The 21,624-nt window shown below is 71.4% G+C and carries 18 protein-coding genes and 1 pseudogene; 15 read left to right on the top strand and 4 right to left on the bottom strand.

Annotation, left to right across the window (positions count from 1 at the left end):
* Positions 1–62: 62 nt before the first annotated feature.
* Complete coding sequence (locus Vse01_RS26480) at positions 63–1,082, bottom strand: TAXI family TRAP transporter solute-binding subunit (RefSeq protein WP_093401399.1); 1,020 nt, start codon at positions 1,080–1,082, stop codon at positions 63–65.
* A 17-nt stretch (positions 1,083–1,099) separates the two neighbouring features.
* A complete protein-coding gene (locus Vse01_RS26475) occupies positions 1,100–3,193 on the bottom strand; it encodes a TRAP transporter permease (RefSeq protein WP_232511021.1) in 2,094 nt (697 codons plus the stop codon).
* Positions 3,194–3,907: 714 nt separating this feature from the next.
* On the opposite strand from Vse01_RS26475, the gene Vse01_RS26470 reads away from it, so the two are divergent.
* Positions 3,908–5,053 (top strand): YihY/virulence factor BrkB family protein, encoded by a 1,146-nt coding sequence (locus Vse01_RS26470; protein WP_232511002.1) that lies wholly within the window; start codon positions 3,908–3,910, stop codon positions 5,051–5,053.
* A 68-nt stretch (positions 5,054–5,121) separates the two neighbouring features.
* Here the strand turns inward: Vse01_RS26470 and Vse01_RS26465 are convergent, their stop codons facing one another.
* Together Vse01_RS26465 and Vse01_RS26460 are read right to left on the bottom strand one after the other, a co-directional pair.
* Positions 5,122–5,604 (bottom strand): hypothetical protein, encoded by a 483-nt coding sequence (locus Vse01_RS26465; RefSeq protein WP_139233063.1) that lies wholly within the window; start codon positions 5,602–5,604, stop codon positions 5,122–5,124.
* Positions 5,605–5,648: 44 nt separating this feature from the next.
* The gene (locus tag Vse01_RS26460) at positions 5,649–5,888 is read right to left on the bottom strand and encodes a hypothetical protein (RefSeq protein ID WP_139233062.1); all 240 of its coding nucleotides are present in this window, start codon (positions 5,886–5,888) and stop codon (positions 5,649–5,651) included.
* A gap of 157 nt (positions 5,889–6,045) precedes the next feature.
* Here Vse01_RS26460 and Vse01_RS26455 point away from each other — a divergent pair, with 157 nt between their 5' ends.
* From Vse01_RS26455 to Vse01_RS29890, 14 genes and pseudogenes are all read left to right on the top strand, one after another.
* Positions 6,046–7,224, top strand: a complete 1,179-nt coding sequence (locus tag Vse01_RS26455) for an ROK family transcriptional regulator (RefSeq protein ID WP_093401396.1) — start codon at positions 6,046–6,048, stop codon at positions 7,222–7,224.
* Positions 7,221–8,801, top strand: coding sequence for a sugar ABC transporter ATP-binding protein (locus Vse01_RS26450; protein WP_093401395.1), 1,581 nt, complete (start codon positions 7,221–7,223; stop codon positions 8,799–8,801). Before Vse01_RS26455 ends, Vse01_RS26450 begins: the two co-directional genes overlap by 4 nt.
* Complete coding sequence (locus Vse01_RS26445) at positions 8,798–9,904, top strand: ABC transporter permease (RefSeq protein ID WP_093401394.1); 1,107 nt, start codon at positions 8,798–8,800, stop codon at positions 9,902–9,904. Before Vse01_RS26450 ends, Vse01_RS26445 begins: the two co-directional genes overlap by 4 nt.
* Positions 9,905–9,995: 91 nt before the next feature.
* Complete coding sequence (locus Vse01_RS26440) at positions 9,996–11,048, top strand: substrate-binding domain-containing protein (RefSeq protein ID WP_093401393.1); 1,053 nt, start codon at positions 9,996–9,998, stop codon at positions 11,046–11,048.
* A 54-nt stretch (positions 11,049–11,102) separates the two neighbouring features.
* A complete protein-coding gene (locus Vse01_RS26435) occupies positions 11,103–12,278 on the top strand; it encodes a Gfo/Idh/MocA family protein (RefSeq protein ID WP_373870722.1) in 1,176 nt (391 codons plus the stop codon).
* Between the two features lie 500 nt (positions 12,279–12,778).
* The gene (locus tag Vse01_RS26430) at positions 12,779–13,939 is read left to right on the top strand and encodes an inositol-3-phosphate synthase (protein WP_093401391.1); all 1,161 of its coding nucleotides are present in this window, start codon (positions 12,779–12,781) and stop codon (positions 13,937–13,939) included.
* The gene (locus tag Vse01_RS26425) at positions 13,923–14,900 is read left to right on the top strand and encodes an SCO3242 family prenyltransferase (protein WP_093401390.1); all 978 of its coding nucleotides are present in this window, start codon (positions 13,923–13,925) and stop codon (positions 14,898–14,900) included. Before Vse01_RS26430 ends, Vse01_RS26425 begins: the two co-directional genes overlap by 17 nt.
* Complete coding sequence (locus Vse01_RS26420) at positions 14,897–15,832, top strand: sugar phosphate isomerase/epimerase family protein (protein WP_093401389.1); 936 nt, start codon at positions 14,897–14,899, stop codon at positions 15,830–15,832. Before Vse01_RS26425 ends, Vse01_RS26420 begins: the two co-directional genes overlap by 4 nt.
* 70 nt (positions 15,833–15,902) lie before the next feature.
* Positions 15,903–16,520 carry an EboA domain-containing protein gene (locus Vse01_RS26415; RefSeq protein ID WP_093401388.1) on the top strand — a complete coding sequence of 206 codons (618 nt, stop codon included), beginning with the start codon at positions 15,903–15,905 and terminating at the stop codon, positions 16,518–16,520.
* Entirely contained in the window at positions 16,520–17,371 is an 852-nt protein-coding gene (locus tag Vse01_RS26410; RefSeq protein ID WP_093401598.1) for a TatD family hydrolase, read from the top strand. Before Vse01_RS26415 ends, Vse01_RS26410 begins: the two co-directional genes overlap by 1 nt.
* Positions 17,371–18,582 (top strand): metabolite traffic protein EboE, encoded by a 1,212-nt coding sequence (gene eboE / locus Vse01_RS26405; protein WP_093401387.1) that lies wholly within the window; start codon positions 17,371–17,373, stop codon positions 18,580–18,582. Before Vse01_RS26410 ends, eboE begins: the two co-directional genes overlap by 1 nt.
* Positions 18,579–19,967, top strand: coding sequence for an alkaline phosphatase family protein (locus tag Vse01_RS26400; protein ID WP_093401386.1), 1,389 nt, complete (start codon positions 18,579–18,581; stop codon positions 19,965–19,967). Before eboE ends, Vse01_RS26400 begins: the two co-directional genes overlap by 4 nt.
* The gene (locus Vse01_RS26395; RefSeq protein ID WP_093401385.1) at positions 19,964–21,031 is read left to right on the top strand and encodes a polyprenyl synthetase family protein; all 1,068 of its coding nucleotides are present in this window, start codon (positions 19,964–19,966) and stop codon (positions 21,029–21,031) included. The genes Vse01_RS26400 and Vse01_RS26395 overlap by 4 nt, the downstream gene beginning before the upstream one ends.
* Before the next feature lie 265 nt (positions 21,032–21,296).
* Positions 21,297–21,624: pseudogene (locus Vse01_RS29890) on the top strand (glycosyl hydrolase); the annotation flags it as partial.

The following is a 21,624-nucleotide window of genomic DNA, read 5'->3' as shown; positions in this document are numbered from 1 at the left end:
GGGTCTCCCGAGGTCGGGGGCGGCCGGGCCGGGGTGTCAGACGCCGGCCCGGCCGCCGTCGGTCAGCTCGCGCCGAGGTCCTGCAACGCCTTGGCCGCGCCCCGGTGCAGACCGACCGGGTCGGTCTTGCGGGCGGTGTCCAGGGCGATGCCCTTGGCAGCGGGATTGGCCTGGGCCAGCGCGTCCTTCTTCTCGAACACGGTCCGAGTGATGGCGCAGGCCACGTTGGCGTCGAGGTCCTTGCGGACGAGCAGCACGTTCGGGACCACGATGGTCGGGGTGTCCGCCACTGTGGAGTACACGTCCTTGCCGATCGTGCCGGCCTGGTACGCGGGGTTCAGTTCGCTCATCTTAGGCAGCAAGGGCGTGATGTCGATGAATTTGACCTTGTCGCCAGCGGTGGTGAACAGGTCGGTGAGGCCGCCGGTGGGCAGCCCGCCGGACCAGAAGAAACCGTCGACGGTGCCGTCCTTGACGCCCTCCACGGTCTTGGTGAGGTCGAGCCGCTGGGCCTGGACGTCTGTGGCCGGGTTCAGGCCGGCGGCCTCCAACAGCCGGTTCGCGATGACCTCGGTGCCGGACTTGGGGGAGCCCGTCGAGATCTTCTTGCCGCGCATGTCGGCCACCGAGTTGATCCCCGCGTCGGCCCGGACGACCACCTGGGTGTAGTTGTCGTAGATCCGGGCCAGCGCCTCGACCGGCTGCGGTGCGCTGAAGCTGTCCTTGCCCTCCACCGCGTTGACGGCCGTGTCGAACAGCGAGAAGGCCACGTCGTACTGGCCACCGACGAGCTGTTCGATGTTCTGGACCGATGCTCCGGTCTCGGCTGCGGTGCCGGTCAACCGGCCGCCGGTGCTGTCCGCGAGCTGACCGGCCAGGGCGTTGCCGACCACGTAGTAGACGCCGGTGGCGTTACCGGTGGCGATGCCCACCCGGGTGTTCTCGGCCACCTCACAGGTGACGGCGCTCGCGGTGTCGTCCGTGGCCGCGGCGTCCTGGCGGCCTCCGCAACCGGCGGCGCCGGCGGCGACGAGGGTGAGGACTCCCACCCCGGCGACGAGCCGCGCGTTGATCCGTCCCACAGTGTCTCCTTCCTGGGTCATGCCGGTGATCCGGCTCGCGTTCCGCCGGAGGGGCCGGCGGATCCGCGTCGTATGAACACGCCCACCGCCATGACGCCGGCCAGCACGGCACCGATCGCGACGGGCACGGGTTGCAGCCAGAGCAGCGTCAGTCCGGCGGCCCCGCCGATGACGCGTTCCGGCGCGCCCGCCGCGCCGACGCCGGGCAGCCAGCCGCCCGCCGCGACGGCCAGCACCGCGACACCGAGGGCCGTGACGACGGCCGCGACGAGGATCCGCCGGGGGCCGCCGATGCCGAGCAGACCGAGCCCGGTCGGGGTGATCACGAATGCCAGCGGAATCAGGTACGCCGGCAGCGCGTACCGCAGGGTGTGCCACATGGTCGGCACCAGTCGTCCACCGGTGACCGCGGCGGCGGCGACGGCGGCGAGCGCGGTCGGCGGCGACACCTCGGACAGCACCGCGAAGTAGAAGACGAACATGGCGGCGGCGGGAGCGCTGACCCCGAGGTCCAGCAGCGCCGGCCCGATGATCACCCAGCCGATCACGAACGACGCGGTCACCGGGACCGCCAGGCCGAGCAGGCTGAGCGCGACGGCGGCGAGCAGCGCGGTCAGCGCGAGCACCACGGCCGGCTCGGAGCTGACCGCGCTCGCGGCGCCGACCAGGAGCGCGGCGGCCTGCGGACCGAGCCCGGTCTTGGTGGTGGTGGCGGTGATGACGCCGGCCGCCGCGCAGACGACGGTGACGGCGAGGACTCCGCGTACGCCGTTGGAGAGCGCGGCGACCAGTCGGGCCGGGGTGAGCCGGTGACTGCGGTCCAGGAAGGACAGGACGATTGCGAGGACGGTGGCCAGCACCACGGCACGGGTCGCCGACAGCCCGACGGCGAGCAGCCCGACGATGGCGAACAGTGAGGCGAAGTGATACCCGGACCGGGCCAGCAGCCGCCAGGCGGAACCGGCTGCGAGGGATGCCGCCCGCACTCCGGAGCGGCGTGCGTCGATCTCCACCGAGAGCACGATGCCGAGGTAGTAGAGGACGGTCGGCACCACCGCCCAGCCGAGTACCTGGAGGTAGGACACGCCGAGGTACTCGGCGATGATGAAGGCCGCCGCGCCGAGCGTCGGCGGGGACAGGATGGCACCGACGCCGGCTGCGGCGAGCATGCCGCCGGCCCGTTCCGCCGGGTACCCGGCACGGCGCAGGATCGGCCAGGTGACCGCGCCGATGCTGACGGTGGTCGCTGCGCCGGAGCCGGAGACGGTGCCGAGCAGGAAGCCGGAGGCCACCGCCGTACGACCGGCGGCGGTGCGCGAGCGCCGGAACGCCGCGGCGGACAGGTTCACGAAGAACCGGCCGGCGCCGGAGAGATCGAGCACCGCCCCGTAGATGGTGAACAGCACGATGTACGTGGCGGCCACGTCCAGCGGGGTGCCGTAGAAGCCGCTGTCGGAGTTGTAGAAGGCGTCGACCAGTTGCCCGAAGTCCAGCCCGGCGTGTGCCACCGCCCAGGTCTGTGGCAGCAGTCCCCCGTAGTAGCCGTAGCCGAGGAAGACCAGACAGACGGCGGGCAGGATCCAGCCGGTGGTGCGTCGGCAGCCCTCCAGCAGCAGGAGCAGCAGGACGCTGCCCATCGCCACGTCCATCCCGACCAGCAGCCCTTGCCGGTCGAGGAAGGCGTCGTAGCCGCCGCCACCGCCGGCCAGGGCGATCGGCAGCACCGGGTACAGGCAGCCGGCCAGCGCCGCGGCGGCCAGCAACCAGTCGACCCGGCTGGGCCCGGACCCGCCGGACCCGGTCGGCCTGGATCCGCCGGACCCGGTCGCGTCGGGTGTCGACGCCGACGAGGCTCGACCTGCGAACAGCTCCCGCAGGCGGCGAGGCGGCCGCAGGTCGGCCGGGTAGACGAGGAAGACCAACGGGAGTACGCCGGCGAGGAAGAAGATCAGGTAGTACTTGCTGCCCTGGGCCAGCGGCCGGAACACCTGCCAGAGCGCCAGCAGGCTGATCGCCAGGGTGGCCGCGGTCAGTGCGAGAGCGATTGGTCCGGTCAGCACCCGACCCGGCTTCTCGTCCTCGAACCGCCCGGCGATGTCGGTCGGATCGATCTGGACCGGATCGGTCCCGACGGCGGGTGCCTCCGCCTCCGCGACTCGGCTGTGTCCGCCGCGACGCTCAGGTCCGGAATCTTCGGTGAATCGGATAGCCGACACGAGGGGGGACGATACGCGAATTGACTCCACGTTGGGGGACATAGTCGCACATCGCTTCGCTGAGTGACTTTACATTCTTTCAAGTCATGCGTCGCGGCAATAATTAAGAATAGCGTTCATGATTGGCCCGGACGTGCCGATGGAGGTAGGGCTGGTCGCCGGAGAGGGCAACGACAGCTGTCCGTTTTATCGGGTTAGCGGGCATCTTGCGGGCGGATTTGTCGACTAGAAAATCTAGTCGAGTGATTACTCTCCGTGTATGCGACTACGGTAGGTGTCGCTCCGAACCGGCTGGGTTGTCGCCTGCTCGACGTCCTCCGGAAGATCGACGCGGCCGGTCCCGGGGCGCATCGCTGGCCGGTGGGCCGATCCCGGCGGGCGAGGCACGACCAATTCCCCGCAGTGATCGCATTCGTCTGAGCCGGTGGATGGGAAGCACCGTAGGCGCATTTCCCGGGTCTGCCCGGAACCGGAACCGCGCCGGCCGTCTCGCACCCTGGCCCGAGGCTTCGGGCCAGCCGGGCGAGCGGCTGCCCGGTGGGGTTACTTCACGTCGGTCTCTGGGCATGTCTCCTCAACCAGCACCGAGCGGAGCCGAGGGGAGAGGCGATGGCCTCCGAGGAGTCTTCCCGTCCAGACCGGCGTGACCCGGGGCTCGACACCGCCCCCGAGGGGCAGCGGGACGAGTCGGGTGCCGCCCGCGGCCGCGCGGAGCGGCCGGACGACCGTGACCGCGAGGGGCGGCGAAACGAGTCGGGTGCCGACCGCGACCAGGTGCCGGTAGGGCGCGAGGCAAGTGACCCGCCGGCACATCCGGGCCGGTTGTCGCGGGGCGAGTGGCTGGCGGCGGTGCGCCGGACGGTGCGCGAGTTCGGCGACGACAGCCTGACCGACTGGGCCGCGGCACTCACCTACTACGGGGTGCTCTCCATCTTTCCGGGCCTGCTGGTGCTGGTTTCGCTGCTGGGCCTGCTGGGCCCGGCGGCCACCCGGACGGTACGTGACACCGTCGCGGAGTCGGTGCCCGAGGAGAACATCCGCATGATCCTCGATGCCGCGATCGAGCAGGCCCAGCAGAACGGCGGGCTGGCTGGTATCGCCGCGATCATCGGTCTGCTCGCCGCCTTCTGGTCCGCCTCCGGTTACGTCGCTGCCTTCATGCGCGCCTCCAATGCGATCTACGACGTGCCGGAGGGCCGCCCGATCTGGAAGACCCTGCCGATCCGGGTGGGGGTCACCGCGCTGGTCGGTGTGATGCTGTTGGCCAGTGCGGTGATCGTGGTCTTCACCGGCCGCTTCGCCGAGGAGGTCGGCGCTGCGCTGGGGGTGGGGAGCACGGCCGTGGCGGTGTGGGACATCGCCAAGTGGCCGGTGCTGCTGCTCCTGGTCAGCCTGATGTTCGCCATCCTCTACTGGGCGTCCCCGAACGCGCGCCAGGGCGGCTTCCGCTGGGTGAGCCCGGGTGGGGTGCTGGCGGTGCTGATCTGGCTGCTGGTCTCCGGCCTGTTCGCCTTCTACGTCGGCAACTTCGGCTCGTACAACAAGACCTACGGGGCGCTGGCCGGGGTGATCATCTTCCTGGTCTGGCTCTGGTTGAGCAACATCGCGATCCTGTTCGGTGCGGAACTCGATGCCGAGCTGGCGCGGGCGCGGGCGATCAGCGGCGGCCTCCGGCCGGTCGATCGGGAGCCCTACGTTGAGTTGCGCGACGATCGCAAGCTGCGCTCGAAGGAAGGTGGCGGGCGTGCCGGCTGAGGGTCGTCGCCGTGCCCCGGGAGCGCTGGGGCACGGCGACGATCTCAGCTGCGTACTGCGATTGACTGTCAGCCGCAGGCCGAGACGAGACACCAGGCGTTGAGCGTGATTTCCTGGTAGTCCCTGACCCGGTGCCAGCCGGGACGATAGGTGCTGCCAATCGTGTCGTAATAGATGTAGCCGCTCGGCACCTGGAACCCGTCGGTGTCCCGGAAATCGTAGTAGTAGCTGGAGTCGGAAGCGGCGCCCTGGCCGGCCGGGAGCATCATTGTCTTTGTGTTTGAAGGCCAGTTTCCGGAGATTTTCAACGACCTGCCGAGCCGGTTCTTCACCTCTCCGCAAAAGACCCCAGCGGTGCAGTTGCCGAGCGGTGTCACGACCTCGCTCGTGGAGGATCGCAGCAGCTCAGAGGGGGCGCTGTGAGTCGTCTTGCGGTCGGCTGCCGGTGCGCTTCCCGCAGTGATCGACGGCGTCGCCTCGGCTCGGGCGGCTGGCGCGACCAGTAGCGTGGCCAATAGCGCCACGGCTGCCGCGCGATAACCGATCTTCATGGATTTCCCTCCCTGATGTGAGGACAGGAGGGGGGAACGCATTATCAACAAATGCGTGGCTGGTATTTCCCCCGTGTCTTGCCGGGGACGCTACCTTCGGCGTCAGTCGATGTCAATGCAACGATATCGACAAACGTTTCCTGGTGTGTCGACGGGCCGGACGGATTTTGCCCAATGTCGTCGCCCGGACGGATGTCATTCGACGCCTGCGGTGGTGCGTCGGGTAGCGCGATGAGAATCGATGGAGTGGTGGCGGTGGAGGTGCTGGCCTGCGGCTCGGGCATGGTGTCGACTCGCCGGTAGCTTTTGCTAGATCCAGCAAAAGTTGGGCACAGATTGGTTCTAAGGTCTGGACAGGGTGCACTGAAGCCTCCTACTGTGTCGGGCACCACACGTCGGCATTTCGTCGATGTGAACACCCCCGGTGGGAGAGGTGAGCCCGTGCCCAACGCCGACCCCCTGCACGTCCGGTTGTTGCGGTTGTTACGCGACGAGGGAGCGCTGTCGCGGGCCGAACTCGCCGACCGCCTGGAGATGCCCCGGCCCCGGTTGCTCGCCGAACTGGAGCGGCTGGTCGCCCTCGGCTACGTGGCGGAGGCGGGCAAGGCGGCCTCCCGGGGCGGGCGTCGGTCGACGCTTGTCGAACTGAGCCCCGAGCTGCGTTTCGCCGCCGTCGACCTGGGTGCCAGCTCGATCGACGTCGAGGTCGTCAACGGCCGGCTGGAGCCGGTGGCAGCGTACGCGGAGGCGGCCGACATCCGGTCCGGTCCGAAGGCGATCCTCCAGCGCGTCAACGAGCTGCTGCACAAGGCCCGGGTCGACGGCGTCTACGAGCGACTCGACGCGGTCGGTATCGGAGTGCCCGGCCCGGTCAGCTTCCGCGACGGAGTGCCGGTCTCGCCGCCGATCATGCCCGGCTGGGACCGCTTCCCCGTCCGTGAACTGCTCACCCGCGAGCACGGCTGCCCGGCGGTGGTCGACAACGACGTGAACATCATGGCCATCGGCGAGCGGCACGGCGGCGTGGCCCACTCGGTCGACGATTTTCTCTTCGTCAAGATCGGCACCGGCATCGGCTGCGGGATCTACCTCAGCGGCGACGTCTACCGGGGTACCGACGGGTGCGCCGGCGACATCGGCCACATCCAGGTCGACCCGCAGGGGTCGATCTGTTCCTGCGGCAACGCCGGCTGCCTGGAGGCGCTCTTCAGCGGGGCGGCCCTCGCCAAGGACGCCACCGCCGCCGCGCGGGCCGGCACCTCACCCGCCCTGGCCGAGCGGCTGGAGGCGAACGGCTCGGTCACCGCTCTCGACGTCGCCGCCGGGGCGCTCGAAGGGGACGTGACCTGCATCCAGCTCATCCGCGAGGGGGGACGGCGGGTCGGCGGCGTGCTCGCCGGGCTGGTCAGCTTCACCAACCCCTCGATGATCGTGATCGGCGGCGGACTCGCCCAACTCGGGCACATCCTGCTCGCCGAGATCCGCAGTGTCGTGTACCGCCGCTCGCTGCCGCTGGCCACCGGGAACCTGCCGGTGGTGCTCTCCGAGCTGGGCCCGCGGGCCGGCGTGGCCGGCGCCGCGGTGCTCGCCAGCGACCTGGCGTTCGGGGAGGCGGCATGACCGAACAGGACATCGCGAGCGGGGTCGGCGCGTCGCCGGCCCCGGCGACCACCGGCGCGGGCGAGGTGGTGCTGCGCCTGACCGACGTGGTCAAGACCTTCCCCGGCGTACGCGCCCTGGACGGCGTGCAACTGGAGGTCCGCGCGGGCGAGGTGCACTGCCTGCTCGGGCAGAACGGCGCGGGCAAGTCCACCTTGATCAAGGTGCTCGCCGGGGTGCACCGGCCCGACTCGGGGCACATCGAGTGGCGCGGCAACCGGCTCGCCTTCGCCAACCCGCAGGCCGCGATGCGCGCCGGGATCGCCACCATCTACCAGGAACTCGACCTGGTCGATGACCTGTCGGTGGCGGAGAACGCCTTTCTGGGGCACGAGCCCCGTCGGCTCGGGTTCATCCGTCGGGGCCACATGGCCAGCCGGACCCGCCAGATCCTCGGCCGGCTCGGCCACGCCGAGATCCCACCGGGTCGGATGGTGCGGGCCCTGCCGGCGGCCGGCAAGCAGGTGGTCAGCATGGCGCGGGCGCTGTCCCACGAGGCCCGGCTGATCATCATGGACGAGCCGAGTGCCGTGCTCGCCCACGACGAGGTGGAGAACCTCTTCCGGATCATCCGCGAACTCACCGCGCAGGGCATCGCGGTCATTTACATCTCGCACCGGTTGGAGGAGATCCGCGAGATCGGCGACCGGGTGACCGTACTCAAGGACGGCCGGACCACGGCGGCGAACCTGCCGGCCCGCGAGACCCCGACCAGCGACCTGGTTTCCCGGATGACCGGCCGGACCATCGAGTACGTCTTCCCGGACCGCGCCGCCGGCACCGTGATCGGCGACGAACTGCTCCAGGTCGACGGGCTGACCCGCCACGGCGAGTTCGCCGACGTGTCGTTGTCCGTCCGGGCCGGAGAGATCGTCGGCATCGCGGGTCTGGTCGGCTCCGGCCGCTCCGAACTGCTTGAGACGATCTACGGTGCCCGGGCGGCCGAGGCTGGTTCGGTGCGGATGGCCGGCCGGGCGCTGCGGCCGGGCAGCGTCGGCGCGGCAGTGAAGGCCGGCATGGGCATGGCCCCCGAAGAGCGCAAGAGTCAGGCGTTGCTGCTCGGCGAGCCGATCTACCGCAACGTCACCCTCGCCACCTTCGACCGCTATGCCCGCTTCGGCTTCACCGACGTGGGCCGGGAACGGGCGGAGGCTGATCGGATCGCCGAGAGCCTGGAGATGCGCCCGCGCGACGTCCGCCGGGCGGTGCGCACGCTCTCCGGCGGCAACCAGCAGAAGGTGGTGGTCGGTCGCTGGCTGCTCGGCGACACGAAGCTGCTGCTGCTCGACGAGCCCACCCGAGGGGTGGACGTCGGTGCCCGGGCCGAGCTGTACCAGGTGATTAGGCAGCTCGCGGCCCAGGGGGTCGGGGTGCTGCTGGTCTCCAGCGAGGTGCCCGAGGTGCTCGGCCTGGCCGACCGGGTGCTGGTGATGCGCGAAGGGCGGGTCGTCCGGACCGCCCCTGCCGACGAACTCGACGAACCCACCGTGCTCGACCTCGTGATGGCGGGGTCCCTGATGGAAGGCGCAGCGGCATGACCGACAGTCCGCCCACGACTAAGCTGCCGGCGCAGTCACCCCCGGTGGACCCGGCCGAGACCGAGGCGGCGGGGCACGCCACGGCGGGCTCCACCGGCGGGCTGTCCTGGTGGCACGGCGATGGCGGTGAGGGCGCCAAGCGGAACCTCGCCCTGATCGGGGTGCTGCTGGCACTCTTCGTGATCGGTGCGGCGACCCGCTCGGACCTGTACTCCAACCCGGACTGGGTCTGGGCGAACATGCTCAGCATCCTCAAGCTCGCCTCGGTGGTCGGCGTGGTCACCGTCGGGATGACCTTCGTGATCATCGGTGGTGGCATCGACCTGTCGGTCGGCGCGATCGTGGCGCTTGCCGGGGTCTGGTGCACCACGGTGGCGACCCAGAACTTCGGCGCGGGCGGAATGATCTTCACCGCGATCATCGTCGGGGTGGCGGTCGGCCTGGTCAACGGGACGCTCATCGCCTACGGGCGGTTGGTGCCCTTCATCGCGACGCTGGCCATGCTGGTCGCCGCCCGGGGACTGGCCGCCGAGATCTCCGACAAGCAGACCCAGATCTCGCAGAACGGCACCATCAACGGCATCGCCAGCACCAACCTGCTCGGAATTCCGCTGCTGGTCTACATCCTGGCCGCCGTGGTCGCGGCGGGCTGGGTGCTGCTCAACCGCACCACCTTCGGGCGGCGCACCGTGGCCGTCGGCGGCAACCCGGAGGCCGCCCGGCTGGCCGGCATCAACGTCCGGCTGCACACCCTGCTGCTCTACGCGCTGTCCGGCCTGTGCTGCGGCATCGCCGCCATCATGCTCACCGCGCAGGCCACCTCGGCCCAGGCGGCGATGGCGAACCTCTACGAGCTGGACGCGATCGCCGCCGTGATCATCGGGGGCACGCTGCTCAGCGGCGGGCGGGGCACCATCGTCGGCTCCCTGCTCGGTGTGATCATCTTCGCCACCATCACCAACCTCTTCGCCATCAACGGCCTCACCACCGAGGCGCAGAACATGGTCAAGGGCGGCATCATCGTCGCCGCCGTCCTGATCCAGCAGATCCAGTTCGGCAGTCTCTCCCAGTTCTTCCGTCGTAACCGGCTCACCACGAGCTGAGCACCACTGCATCCGGGCCACCCGAACAACCGACGGTGGCCGGGCTTCGTACACCCAAAATCCCCACCACATGAATAATCAGGAGGTCGTCATGACCCAGCACAGTCGCGACATGTCGCGGCGCCGGCTGCTCTTCGGCGGGGCGGCCGTCGGCGCCGGCGTACTGCTCGCCGGTTGTACCAGCAACGAGCAGACGCCGACCGAGGCGCAGACCAAGGCGGCCGACGGCAACGCCAACTCTGAGCCCGGCAAGCAGGTGACCATCGGTTTCTCCGCGCCGGCCGCCGACCACGGCTGGATCGCCGCGATCACCAACAACGCCAAGGCGCAGGCCGCCGCGTACTCCGACGTGGAGTTCAAGACGGTCGAGGCGGGCGCGGACGCGGCGGCCCAGCGGGCGGCGCTGTCCACCCTGATCTCCCAGCAACCCGACGTGATCGTGCTGCTGCCGCACGACGGCAAGGAGCTGAACTCGTTCGGGTTGGAGGCGATGGCAGCCGGCATCCCGGTGGTCAACCTGGACCGGGCCTTCCCCGATGCCAAGGCGTACCGCCTGCAGATCAAGGGCGACAACTACGGCATGGGTGTCTCTGCGGCCACTTTCATCGTCGAGCAGCTCAAGGCCAAGGGCGTGAGCAACCCGGTGATCGCCGAGATCGCCGGCATCGACTCGCTGGAGCTGACCCAGGAGCGGACGAAGGGCTTCAACGACACCCTGGCCCAGCACGGCCTGAAGGTGAAAAACCGCCGGGCGGCGCAGTTCACCGCCGACTCCGGCCAGCAGGAGGCGAGCCAGCTTCTGCAGGCCGAGCCGAAGATCGACGCCATCTGGAACCACGACGACGACCAGGGCATCGGTGTGCTGGCCGCGTTCAGCCAGGCCAACCGCAACGAGTTCTTCATGGTCGGCGGCGCCGGCTCGAAGAAGGCGATGGAGGACATCCTGGCCGACAACACGGTGCTCAAGGCGACGGTGACCTACAGCCCGTCGATGGCGTCCTCGGCGATCTCGCTGGCCCGCCTCATCGGCCAGGGCAGGGGCATGTCCGACCTGGTGGAACTCCAGGTTCCCAAGGAGATTGTCCTCGCCTCCGAAACGATCACCAAGGAGAACGCGAGCAACTACCTCAAGCTCGGGTTCTGACACAACGGGGGGAGACCCACCTTGTCCACGACAAACAACGAACTGCGGGTCGGCATGGTCGGCTACGCGTTCATGGGGGCCGCGCACTCGCAGGCATGGCGCACCGTGAACCGGGTGTACGACCTGCCGGCGCGGGCCCGGATGGCGCTCATCTGCGGCCGGGACGCCGGGAAGGTGGCCGACGCCGCTGACCGGCTCGGCTGGGACGAGCACACCACGGACTGGCGGGAACTTGTGAACCGCCCGGACATCGACGTGGTCGACATCTGCACACCGGGTGACAGCCACGCCGAGATCGCGCTGGCGGCGCTGGCCGCGGGCAAGCACGTGCTGTGCGAGAAGCCGTTGGCAAACACGGTCGCCGAGGCCCGGGAGATGGCCGCCGCGGCGGCCACCGCCCAGGCCGGCGGGGCGCGGTCGATGTGCGGCTTCAACTATCGGCGGGTGCCCGCGGTGGCGCTGATGCGCCAGCTCATCGCCGACGGGCGGCTCGGCGAGATCCGGCACGTCCGGGCCACCTACCTGCAGGACTGGATCGTGGACCCGCAGTTCCCCCTGGTCTGGCGGCTCCGCAAGGAGGTGTCGGGCTCCGGTGCACTGGGCGACATCGGTGCGCACATCATCGACCTGACCCAGTACGTCACCGGACAGCGGATCAGCGGGGTCAGCGCGGTGACCGAGACCTTCGTCAAGGAGCGGCCGTTGCCGGCCGAGTCGAGCGGGTTGGCGGCGCAGGCCGACGGGGCCGGCGCCGCCACCGGCCCGGTCACCGTCGACGACGCGGCGATCTTCGTGGCCCGTCTGGACGGCGGGGCACTGGCCACGTACGAGGCGACGCGGTTCGCCACCGGGCGCAAGAACGCCCTCCGTGTGGAGATCAACGGTTCGCTCGGCAGCGTCGCCTTCGACCTGGAACGCCTCAACGAACTGGAGTTCCTCGACGCCACCCGGCCCGCCGCGGAGCAGGGTTTCAACCGGATTCTGGTGACCGAGGCCGAGCACCCGTACCTGTCGGCCTGGTGGCCGCCGGGGCACATCATCGGGTACGAGCACTCCTTCACCCACCAGATGCGCGACTTCATCGAGGCGGTGGCGACCGGCGTCGACCCGTCGCCCTCGTTCGCCGAGGCGTTGCAGGTGCAACTGGTGCTGGACGCGGTGACCCGCTCGGCCGAGCTGGGCTCCTCCTGGGCCGCGGTGGAGCCGTCGATGGCGACGGCCGCCGCCTGAACCACCTCCGGAGCCGACCGGCGAGGACCGGCCACGGTTGCGCCCCGTGGCCGGTACGGGTCGGGTCCGGAGGTCGTGCCCCCGGGCGACCGGCGGCACGAGCAATGCGGCTCCTCCGGTGCGGCCGGACCGGGATTCCCCGGCAGCACCGGAGGGCCGCCGCCCACCTACCAGTCCGCTGACCACCCACCTGGAGACTCCCGCCGCAAGGCGGACCGTGTCCGACGAGTCGTCCGACCGGGACACCGTCGTCCCGGCCGGGCCGGATGCGGGGGAGGCAGGGGCGAGACGCCGACTGCCCCTGCCTGCCAGCCCCGTCCGACCGACCCACCCGGTACGCCGGCCCGACGTCGTCGCCGCCGACCTCGGCGCCGGCCGGCGAGTACCCACCGGGGGGCGGCGGACGGGGCGCATCGGCTTAACCCGTATCTTTTTCAACTTTTTCCTGATATCAAGATGCAATCGATGCTTGTCGGTTTCTGGACACCGGAAGGAGCGCCATGCGTACAGGTGTCTGGCTGGTGGGAGCGCGTGGCTCGGTCGCGACCACCAGCATCGTCGGGGCGCTCGCGCTGCGTGCCGGGCTGACCGGGCCGACCGGCTGCGTCACCGAACTGCCCGGGGTCAACAGCCCCGCTCTGCCGGGCTTCGCCGACCTGGTCTTCGGTGGCCACGACGTGGCCGTCACGCCGATCGCCAAGCGCGCCGAGGCGCTCGCTGACGCCGGTGTACTGCCGGCCCGCCTGGTCGCCGCGCTGCCCGAGGAACTGTCCGCCGTGGAACGGGAACTGCGCCCCGCGCCCACCGCCGGGACCCAGGCCGACCGGGCCGCCGCGCTCGTCCGCGATCTCACCGCCTTCCGGCAGCGACACGAGTTGGCCCGGGTGGTGGTGGTCAACGTGGCCGCGACCGAACCGGCGCCCCGCCCGCATCCCGGGCACGCCGACGCGGACGCGCTGCGGGCCGCTCTCGCCGGCCCCGACGAGGTGCTGCCCCCCAGCTCGCTCTACGCGTACGCAGCCGTCGCGGCGGACTGCCCGTACGTCGACTTCACCCCGTCGACCGGTCTACGGCTGCCGGCGCTGACCGCGTTGGCCGACCGCCACGGCGTGCCGTACGCCGGCCACGACGGCAAGACCGGGGAGACCCTGCTCAAGTCGGTGCTCGCCCCGATGTTCGCGATGCGTCACCTCACCGTCCGGTCCTGGTCCGGGCTCAACCTGCTCGGCGGCGGTGACGGCGCCACCCTCGCAGATCCCGACGCCAACGCCGCGAAGGTGCGCAGCAAGCAACGGGTGCTCGGCGAGACGCTCGGTTACCTGCCGCAGGGCGACACCCGGATCGGGTACGTCGAGGAACTCGGTGACTTCAAGACCGCCTGGGATCTGATCACCTTCGCCGGGTTCCTGGGCACCGGGATGCGGCTGGAGTTCACCTGGCACGGCTGCGACTCGGCGCTGGCCGCCCCACTCGTGCTCGACCTGGCCCGGCTCACCGCCGCCGCGCACGCCGCCGGCCGCACCGGGCCGCTTACCGATCTGGCCTTCTTCTTCAAGGATCCGCTGGGCACCGCGACGCACTCGCTGGCCGACCAGTGGACCCGGCTGTGCGCGTTCGCGGGCAGCCTGGACGCCGGAGACACCGATGCCACGCGTGGCTGATCTGGCCGAGCTGGTCCGCGCCCCAGCCGCGCTCTCCGTACCCGGGGACGTGGTCGCCGGCGCCGCTGCGGCCGGCAGCCTCGGCCCGCGTACCCCCGCGCTCGCCGCCGCGTCGGTGCTGCTGTACTGGGCCGGCATGGCCGCCAACGACTGGGCCGACCGCGAGCTGGACGCCGTGGAACGCCCCGAGCGGCCGATACCGAGCGGCCGGGTCGGTCCCGGTCTCGCGGTCGGCCTCGCCGCCGGTCTCACCGTGGCCGGCGTCGGGCTCGCCGCCGCAGCTGGCGGACGGCGCGCCACCGCCGTCGCGTTGCCGCTCGCCGCCGCCGTCTGGGGGTACGACCTAGCGGCCAAGAACACCGCCGCCGGCCCCGCCGTGATGGCCACCTGCCGGGGGCTGGACGTGCTGCTCGGTGCTGCCGGGGGTCGGACGGCGCGGGCGTTGCCGGCGGCGGTCACCGTCGCCGCGCACACCTGGACCGTCACCGCGCTGTCCCGCCGGGAGGTCAGTGGCACCGACCGCGCCCTGCCACTGCGTACCCTCGCCGGCACCGCCCTGGTCGCGGCGAGCGCCGCGCTCCCGCCCGGTCGCCGGCTCACCGCGAGCGGCACCCGGGCCGGTGTCCCGGTGGAATCCGGCCGGCGCGCCCCTGTGGTCCGCGCCGACGGTCAGCGAACCGGCGACGTCGGGAACGGTCGGCGTGCCCTCGGCACCGTGGCGGTGGCGCTGCCGGCCGTCCTCGCCGCCTGGTACACCGTTCGCTACGGCACCGCGCAGGCGCGGGTGGCGGCCGAGCCCACCGCCGCGCGGGTCCGTGCGGCGGTGGGCGCCGGCATCACCGGCCTGCCAGCGTTGCAGGGGGCACTGACCGCCCGCGCCGGTTCCGGTCTGCTCGGACTGGCGGTGGCGGCGGCCGCGCCGTTGGGCCGGCGGCTGGCCCGGAAGGTCTCACCGACATGACGGCCGCGGGCACCGCCACCGCCCCCGACGGGCTGCGGTTCGGGTACGGGACCAACGGCTTCGCCAACCACCGCCTCGACGACGCGCTCGCGGTCATCGCCGATCTCGGTTACGCCGGTGTCGCACTCACCCTGGACCACGACCATCTCGACCCGTTCGCGCCCGGACTGGCGGGGCGTGTCGACGCCGTCGCCAGTCGGCTGACCGAACTCGGCCTCGGCCTGGTGATCGAGACCGGCGCGCGGTTCCTGTTGGACCCCTGGCACAAGCACGCCCCGACGTTGCTGCACGACGACCCCGCGCCCCGGATCGAGTTCCTGCGCCGGGCGGTGGCGATCGGCGCGGATCTCGGCGCCGAGGCGGTCTCGTTCTGGGCCGGTGTCCGGCCGGGCACGGTCACCCCGGCGGTGGCCTGGGACCGCCTGGTCGCCGGCTGCGCCACCGTGATCGAGGCGGCGGAGGCCGTCGGGGTGACGCTTGGATTCGAACCGGAACCGGGCATGCTGGTGGCGGACATCGCCGACTGGCGTCGCCTGCACGCGGCCCTCGGCTCGCCGGCCCGCCTCGGCATCACCCTCGACATCGGACACTGCCGTTGCCTTGAGCCGCAGTCGGTGCCCGACTGTGTCCGTGACGTCGCCGCACACCTGGTCAACGTGCAGATCGACGACATGCGGCGGGGTGTGCACGAACACCTGGAGTTCGGTGCCGGCGAGATCGACTTCCCGCCGGTGCTGGCCGCGCTGCGCGAGATCGGCTACCGGGGCCTGGTGGCGGTCGAGTTGCCCCGGCACTCGCACGCCGCTCCCGCCGTCGCCGCCCGCTCGCTGGATTTCCTGCGCACCGCCGCCTCGCGGCACGCCCTCTGCTCTGCTTCAACCGGCGCACCGCCAGGCGTCCGCTATCCGGACAACGACCGACGCGTGGAGTGAAGCAGAGCAAAGGACGCACGCGGTACCACCGCCACGGCCGTCGACGGCGGCGGACGAGGGAGGAGACGCGATGACAGTGGACGAGCTGCGGGCGGCCCTGCGGGGCGTACCCGATCCGGACTGGTTGGCCACGGCCCTGGACCGCGTCGCGACCGACCCCACCGCCATCGCGCGGTTCTTCCCGGCGGCCGGTCGTCGCTGCGGGCGACACGACCTGCCCGACCTGCCCGGATGGACCGCCGACGAGGCCGCCCGGGCCGTGCTGCTGGCCAGCCTGCCCACCGACCATGCCGAGCAGGCCGAGACCCTCTACCGCACCGGGGACGCCGCCGAGAAACGGGCCGTGCTCAAGGCGCTGCCGCTGCTGCCGATCGGCGCGGCCGGAGTGGCGCTGCTGCACGACGCGATCCGCACCAACGACACGCGGTTGGTGGCCGCAGCCCTCGGCCCGTACGCCCGCCACCTCGACCCGTCGGCCTGGCGGCAGGCGGTGCTCAAGTGCGTCTTCACCGGCGTGCCGCTGGCGGTGGTGGCCGACCTCGACACCCGCGCGGACGGGGAACTGGCGGAGATGCTCGCCGCGCTGGCCGCCGAGCGCCGGGCCGCCGGTCGGAGCATGCCCGCCGACGCCACCGAACTGTTGGATCGGCTCACCGCCGCCAGCCAGCCCCAGCCCAGGGAGGTGTGATGCGGATCTTCGACCCGCACATCCACATGACGTCGCGCACCACCGACGACTACGAGCGGATGGCCGCCGCCGGTGTCCGGGCGGTGGTGGAGCCGGCGTTCTGGCTGGGCCAGCCGCGTACCAACGTCGGCTCGTTCACCGACTACTTCGACTCGTTGGTCGGGTGGGAACCGTTCCGGGCCGGGCAGTTCGGGATCCGCCATCACGCCACGATCGCGCTGAACCCGAAGGAGGCCAACGACAGGCGTTGTCGGCCGGTGCTCGACGAACTGCCCCGCTACCTGGAGAAGGACGGCGTGGTGGCGGTCGGCGAGATCGGGTACGACTCGATGACCCCCGAGGAGGACGACGCCTTCGCCGCCCAACTCGCCCTGGCCGTGGCGCACGACCTGCCGGCGATGGTGCACACCCCGCACCGGGACAAGGCCCGGGGCGTCGAGCGCAGCCTGGCCGTGGTCGCCGAGTCCGGCATCGCGCCGGAGCGGGTGGTGCTCGACCACCTCAACGAGACGACAGTGAAACTGGTCCGGGACACCGGCTGCTGGCTCGGCTTCTCCATCTATCCGGACACCAAGATGTCGCCGCCGCGAATGGTCGAGCTGCTCAAGGCGTACGGAACCGACCGGATGCTTGTCAACTCGGCCGCCGACTGGGGACGCTCCGACCCCCTGCTCACCCGGGCCACCGGCGAGGCGATGCTGCGCGCCGGCTTCACCGACGACGACGTCGACCGGGTGCTCTGGCGTAACCCGATCGAGTTCTACGGGCAGTCCGGGCGGCTCGACCTGACCGACGACGACTTCGCCGAGCCGACCTTCGCCGGCAACTCGATCCTGCGCGGCGGCAGCTGATGCGGCTGCGGCACACCGGCGGGCGCACCGTCCACCTCGGGTACTGCACCAACGTGCACCCCGCCGAGGACCTCGCCGGCATCGTCGCCCAACTGGACACCTTCGCGGTGCCGATCCGCGAGACGCTCGGCGCCGACCCGCTCGGGCTGGGCCTGTGGCTGGCCGCTCCGGTCGCCGCCGAACTGGCCGCCGACCCGGCCGCCCGTCGTCGGTTGCGCACCGAGCTGACGGTACGCGGGTTGGAGGTGGTCACCCTCAACGGCTTCCCGTACGCCGCCTTCCAGGCACCCGTGGTCAAGGGCGCCGTGTACCGGCCGGACTGGACCACTGACGACCGGCTCGGGTACACCCTCGACCTGGCCCGGGTCCTGGCCGACCTGCTGCCCGACGACGCCGCCCGTGGCTCGGTCTCCACCCTGCCGCTGGCCTGGCGCGCGCCGTGGGACCGCAGCCACGCGGAGGCCGCCCGTCGACGCCTCGACCAGCTCGCCACCGGACTGGCCGCCGTCGAGCGGGACACCGGCCGGCCGGTGCGGGTCGGTTTCGAGCCGGAGCCCGGCTGCGTGGTGGAGAGCACCCCGCAGGCCGTCGCCGCACTGTCCGGAATGGACACCGATCGCCTCGGGATCTGCCTGGATCTGGCCCACCTCGCCTGCGCCTGGGAGGAGCCCGCCGCCGCTCTGGAGCGGCTGGCCGTCGCCGGCCTGCCGGTGGTCAAGGTGCAGGTGTCCGCCGCGCTGGAGGCGGCCGACCCGACCGCTGACGCCGCCGCCCTGCGCCGCTGGGTCGAGCCGCGTTTCCTGCACCAGACCCGCACCGCCGGCTGCGCCGCCGCATCGGCCGGTGGGCTGCGGGCTGCCGATCCGGCGGATCCGAGCTGGGCGGCCGACGATCTCGACGTCGCTCTGGACGCCGGGCTGCCCGGGCCGTGGCGGGTGCACTACCACGTGCCACTGCACGCCCCACCCGAACCACCGCTGGGCTCGACCCTGCCGGTGCTGCGCGCCGCGCTGGCCGCGCTCTTCACCGGTGCGGACGCCGGCTGCGACCACCTCGACGTCGAGACGTACACCTGGGGGGTGCTGCCGGCCGCGCGGCGCCCGCGCACCGACGCGGAGCTGGCCGCCGGGATCGCGGCCGAGCTGGCCTTCACCCGGGATGAGCTGGTCGCCCTCGGGCTGACCCCGCTAGCTGAGGCGGTGAGAGCATGAGCAGGCAGTTGGTGGTGCTCGATGTGGTGGGGTTGACCCCCCGATTGCTGGCGCACATGCCCCGGCTCCGCGCGGTCGCCGACACCGGGTTCCGCGCCGAGTTGGGCACCGTGCTGCCGGCGGTGACCTGCTCGGCGCAGTCGACCTTCCTCACCGGCGCCCTTCCGGCGGAGCACGGCATCGTCGGAAACGGCTGGTACTTCCGGGACCTCGGCGAGGTGCTGCTCTGGCGGCAGCACAACGCGCTCGTCGGCGGGGAGAAGCTGTGGCAGGCCGCGCGCCGCGCCCGACCCGGCTACACGGTGGCGAACGTCTGCTGGTGGTACGCGATGGGCGCGGACGTGAACTGGACGGTCACCCCGCGACCGGTCTACTACGCCGATGGTCGCAAGGAGCCGGACTGCTACACGGATCCGCCGCAACTGCACGACGCGCTCACCGGCCGGCTCGGCACGTTTCCGCTGTTCACCTACTGGGGGCCGGGGGCGGGCCTGCCGTCGTCGCGTTGGATCTGCCGGGCGGCCGAGCAGATCCTCGCCGAGTCCTCGCCCGATCTGACCCTGGTCTACGTGCCGCACCTGGACTACGACCTGCAACGTTTCGGCCCGTCATCCCCCCGATCCGCCGCCGCGGCGGCGGAGCTGGATGGTGTGCTCGCGCCGTTGCTGGACGCCGCGCAGAGCCGGGACGCGACGGTGGTGGTGCTGTCGGAGTACGGCATCACCGAGGTGTCCCGGCCGGTGGACGTCAACCGGCTGCTGCGCGCCGAGGGGCTGCTGCGGGTGCACACCCAGGCGGGCATGGAGTACCTGGACCCGTGGACCTCCCGCGCCTTCGCCGTCGCCGACCACCAGGTCGCGCAGGTGTACGTGCGCGATCCGGCCGACGTGCCGGCGGTGGCGAAGCTCTGCGCCAGCCTGCCGGGGGTGGCTGAGGTGCTCGACGCCGACGGCAAGGCGGCCCACGGGTTGGACCATCCGCGCGCCGGTGAGCTGGTGCTGGTGGCCGAGCCGGACGCCTGGTTCACGTACTACTACTGGCTGGACGACGCGCGTGCGCCCGACTTCGCCCGGCTGGTGGAGATCCACCGTAAGCCCGGGTACGACCCGGCGGAGCTGTTCTTCGACCCCGCCGCGCCGGGTGCGGCGAAGCGCCGGGCCGGGGTCGCCTTGGCCCGCAAGAAACTCGGGATGCGGTACCTGATGAACGTGGTCGGGTTGGATGCCGGCGCACGGGCGGTCCGGGGCTCACACGGACGGCTGCCCGCCGATCCGGCCGACGGGCCGGTGCTGCTCTGCTCCGACTCGTCGGTGGCCCGGGACCGGATAGCGGCCACGGAGGTGAAGGGGCTGCTGCTGGAACTGGCCGGGTTGGAGGGACGGTGACGGTCGCCGAGGCAGCTGTCGATTCCGCCGGGCTGCGGGCCCGCTTCGACGCCGAGCTGACCGCGTTCCTCGACCGGCAGGATCCGGACTGGCCGGACGGCGCGCCACGGGGCGTCTTCACCACATTGCACCGGTTCGTGCTGGCCGGCGGGAAGCGCCTGCGACCACTGTTCTGCTACTGGGGCTGGCGGGGAGCGGGCGGCCCGGACGGCACACCGATCGTGGTTGCCGCCGCCGCGCTGGAGCTGTTCCACGCCTTCGCGCTGATCCACGACGACATCCTGGACGGCAGCGACCGCCGCCGGGGGGAGCCCTCGGTGCACCGGATCTTCGCCGACCTGCACGCCCGCTCGTCCTGGCGGGGCGACCCCGAGGCGTACGGGCGCAACACCGCCCTGCTCTGTGGTGACCTCTGCGCCGCCTGGTCGGATCAGATGTTCCACGAGTGCGGGTTGAGCCCCGACCAGGTGCACCAGGGGTACGCCGTGTTCGCGCTGATGCGGACCGAGGTGATCGCGGGGGAGTATCTCGACCTGGTGTCCGGGGTGGGCGACGGCTCGGTGGCCAGCGCGCTCACGGTGATCCGGATGAAGGCGGCCCGCTACACGGTCACCCGGCCGTTGCAGATCGGCGCCGCGCTGGCGGGCGCCCCCGTCGAGCTGCTCGACGCGCTGGCCGAGTTCGGTGACCCGCTCGGGGACGCCTTCCAGTTGCGCGACGACGTGCTGGGGGTCTTCGGTGACCCGGCGGTCACCGGCAAGTCCGTCCTTGACGATCTGCGCGAGGGCAAGCCGACGGTGATGATGGCGCTGGCCCGCGATGCCGCCGACCGGGTGCAGGGCGCCCGGCTGCGCGAGCTGTTCGGCAATCCCGACCTGGACGCCGACGGCGCCGCCGAGCTGCGCGAGATCATCGAGAGCACCGGCGCTCGCCGGAAGATCGAGCAGATGATCCAGGTTCGCGCCGAGGCCGGGCTCGCGGCGCTGGAGCACACCGAGGTGACCGCGGAGAGCCGGACCGCCCTGATGGAGCTGGCCGGCCAGGCCATCGACCGACAACGCTGAATGCCATCGACCGGCGGCGCTGAGCGCTGTCGCGCCGGAGCCCTCCCGTACGGCTTTTGACCGAACTGACGAAAGTCGGCATCCGGCGGGCAGAAGATATAGACACATCAACGTATGACGTTTAGTGTCGTCGCTAGGACCAACACGTTTCGTCGAGGTAAACCGGCGGCGCGGCACCCCTCCTCGGCACCCCCGCTACGGCATTCGGCGCGACGGCGCGCGCCCCGCCCTGGCAGAGCACTCGTCAGGAAGGGACAGCACAGCGATGCCCACCATGCGTACCACCCACCACCCCGGAGGCGGCGGAAACCGGGCCCCGACGGCGGTGGCCTCGGCGAACCGGACTTCGGGCGTCGCCCCGTTGACCGTGAACTCCTTTTCGGCCGGGTCGTCCGACCCGGAGGGTGGGACGCTGACCTTCGCCGGCACCGGGACCGGCTCGCTCTACGACCTGGACTCGTTCTCCTTCACCATTGGCAGTGGTGGCACCACCAGAACCGGTCCGATCACCGGGCTGGGCGGTAAATGCCTGGATGTGCGCGACGCGGCCACCGCCGACGGCACGCAGATCCAGCTCTGGACCTGTAACGGCA

The organism is Micromonospora sediminimaris (assembly GCF_016863575.1).
Taxonomy (GTDB): Bacteria; Actinomycetota; Actinomycetes; order Mycobacteriales; family Micromonosporaceae; genus Micromonospora; species Micromonospora sediminimaris.
Note: the sequence above shows the minus strand (reverse complement) of the source record. Positions and strands in the feature narration are given on the sequence as shown.

Bases quoted from the DNA above. Each gene is read 5' to 3' on its own strand.
- Vse01_RS26470 (WP_232511002.1), top strand. From the start codon at position 3,908: ATGGCCTCCGAGGAGTCTTCCCGTCCAGACCGGCGTGACCCGGGGCTC.
- Vse01_RS26465 (WP_139233063.1), bottom strand. From the start codon at position 5,604: ATGAAGATCGGTTATCGCGCGGCAGCCGTGGCGCTATTGGCCACGCTA.
- Vse01_RS26460 (WP_139233062.1), bottom strand. From the start codon at position 5,888: ATGCCCGAGCCGCAGGCCAGCACCTCCACCGCCACCACTCCATCGATT.
- Vse01_RS26450 (WP_093401395.1), top strand. From the start codon at position 7,221: ATGACCGAACAGGACATCGCGAGCGGGGTCGGCGCGTCGCCGGCCCCG.
- Vse01_RS26445 (WP_093401394.1), top strand. From the start codon at position 8,798: ATGACCGACAGTCCGCCCACGACTAAGCTGCCGGCGCAGTCACCCCCG.
- Vse01_RS26440 (WP_093401393.1), top strand. From the start codon at position 9,996: ATGACCCAGCACAGTCGCGACATGTCGCGGCGCCGGCTGCTCTTCGGC.
- Vse01_RS26435 (WP_373870722.1), top strand. From the start codon at position 11,103: ATGGTCGGCTACGCGTTCATGGGGGCCGCGCACTCGCAGGCATGGCGC.
- Vse01_RS26430 (WP_093401391.1), top strand. From the start codon at position 12,779: ATGCGTACAGGTGTCTGGCTGGTGGGAGCGCGTGGCTCGGTCGCGACC.
- Vse01_RS26425 (WP_093401390.1), top strand. From the start codon at position 13,923: ATGCCACGCGTGGCTGATCTGGCCGAGCTGGTCCGCGCCCCAGCCGCG.
- Vse01_RS26420 (WP_093401389.1), top strand. From the start codon at position 14,897: ATGACGGCCGCGGGCACCGCCACCGCCCCCGACGGGCTGCGGTTCGGG.
- Vse01_RS26415 (WP_093401388.1), top strand. From the start codon at position 15,903: ATGACAGTGGACGAGCTGCGGGCGGCCCTGCGGGGCGTACCCGATCCG.
- Vse01_RS26410 (WP_093401598.1), top strand. From the start codon at position 16,520: ATGCGGATCTTCGACCCGCACATCCACATGACGTCGCGCACCACCGAC.
- eboE (WP_093401387.1), top strand. From the start codon at position 17,371: ATGCGGCTGCGGCACACCGGCGGGCGCACCGTCCACCTCGGGTACTGC.
- Vse01_RS26400 (WP_093401386.1), top strand. From the start codon at position 18,579: ATGAGCAGGCAGTTGGTGGTGCTCGATGTGGTGGGGTTGACCCCCCGA.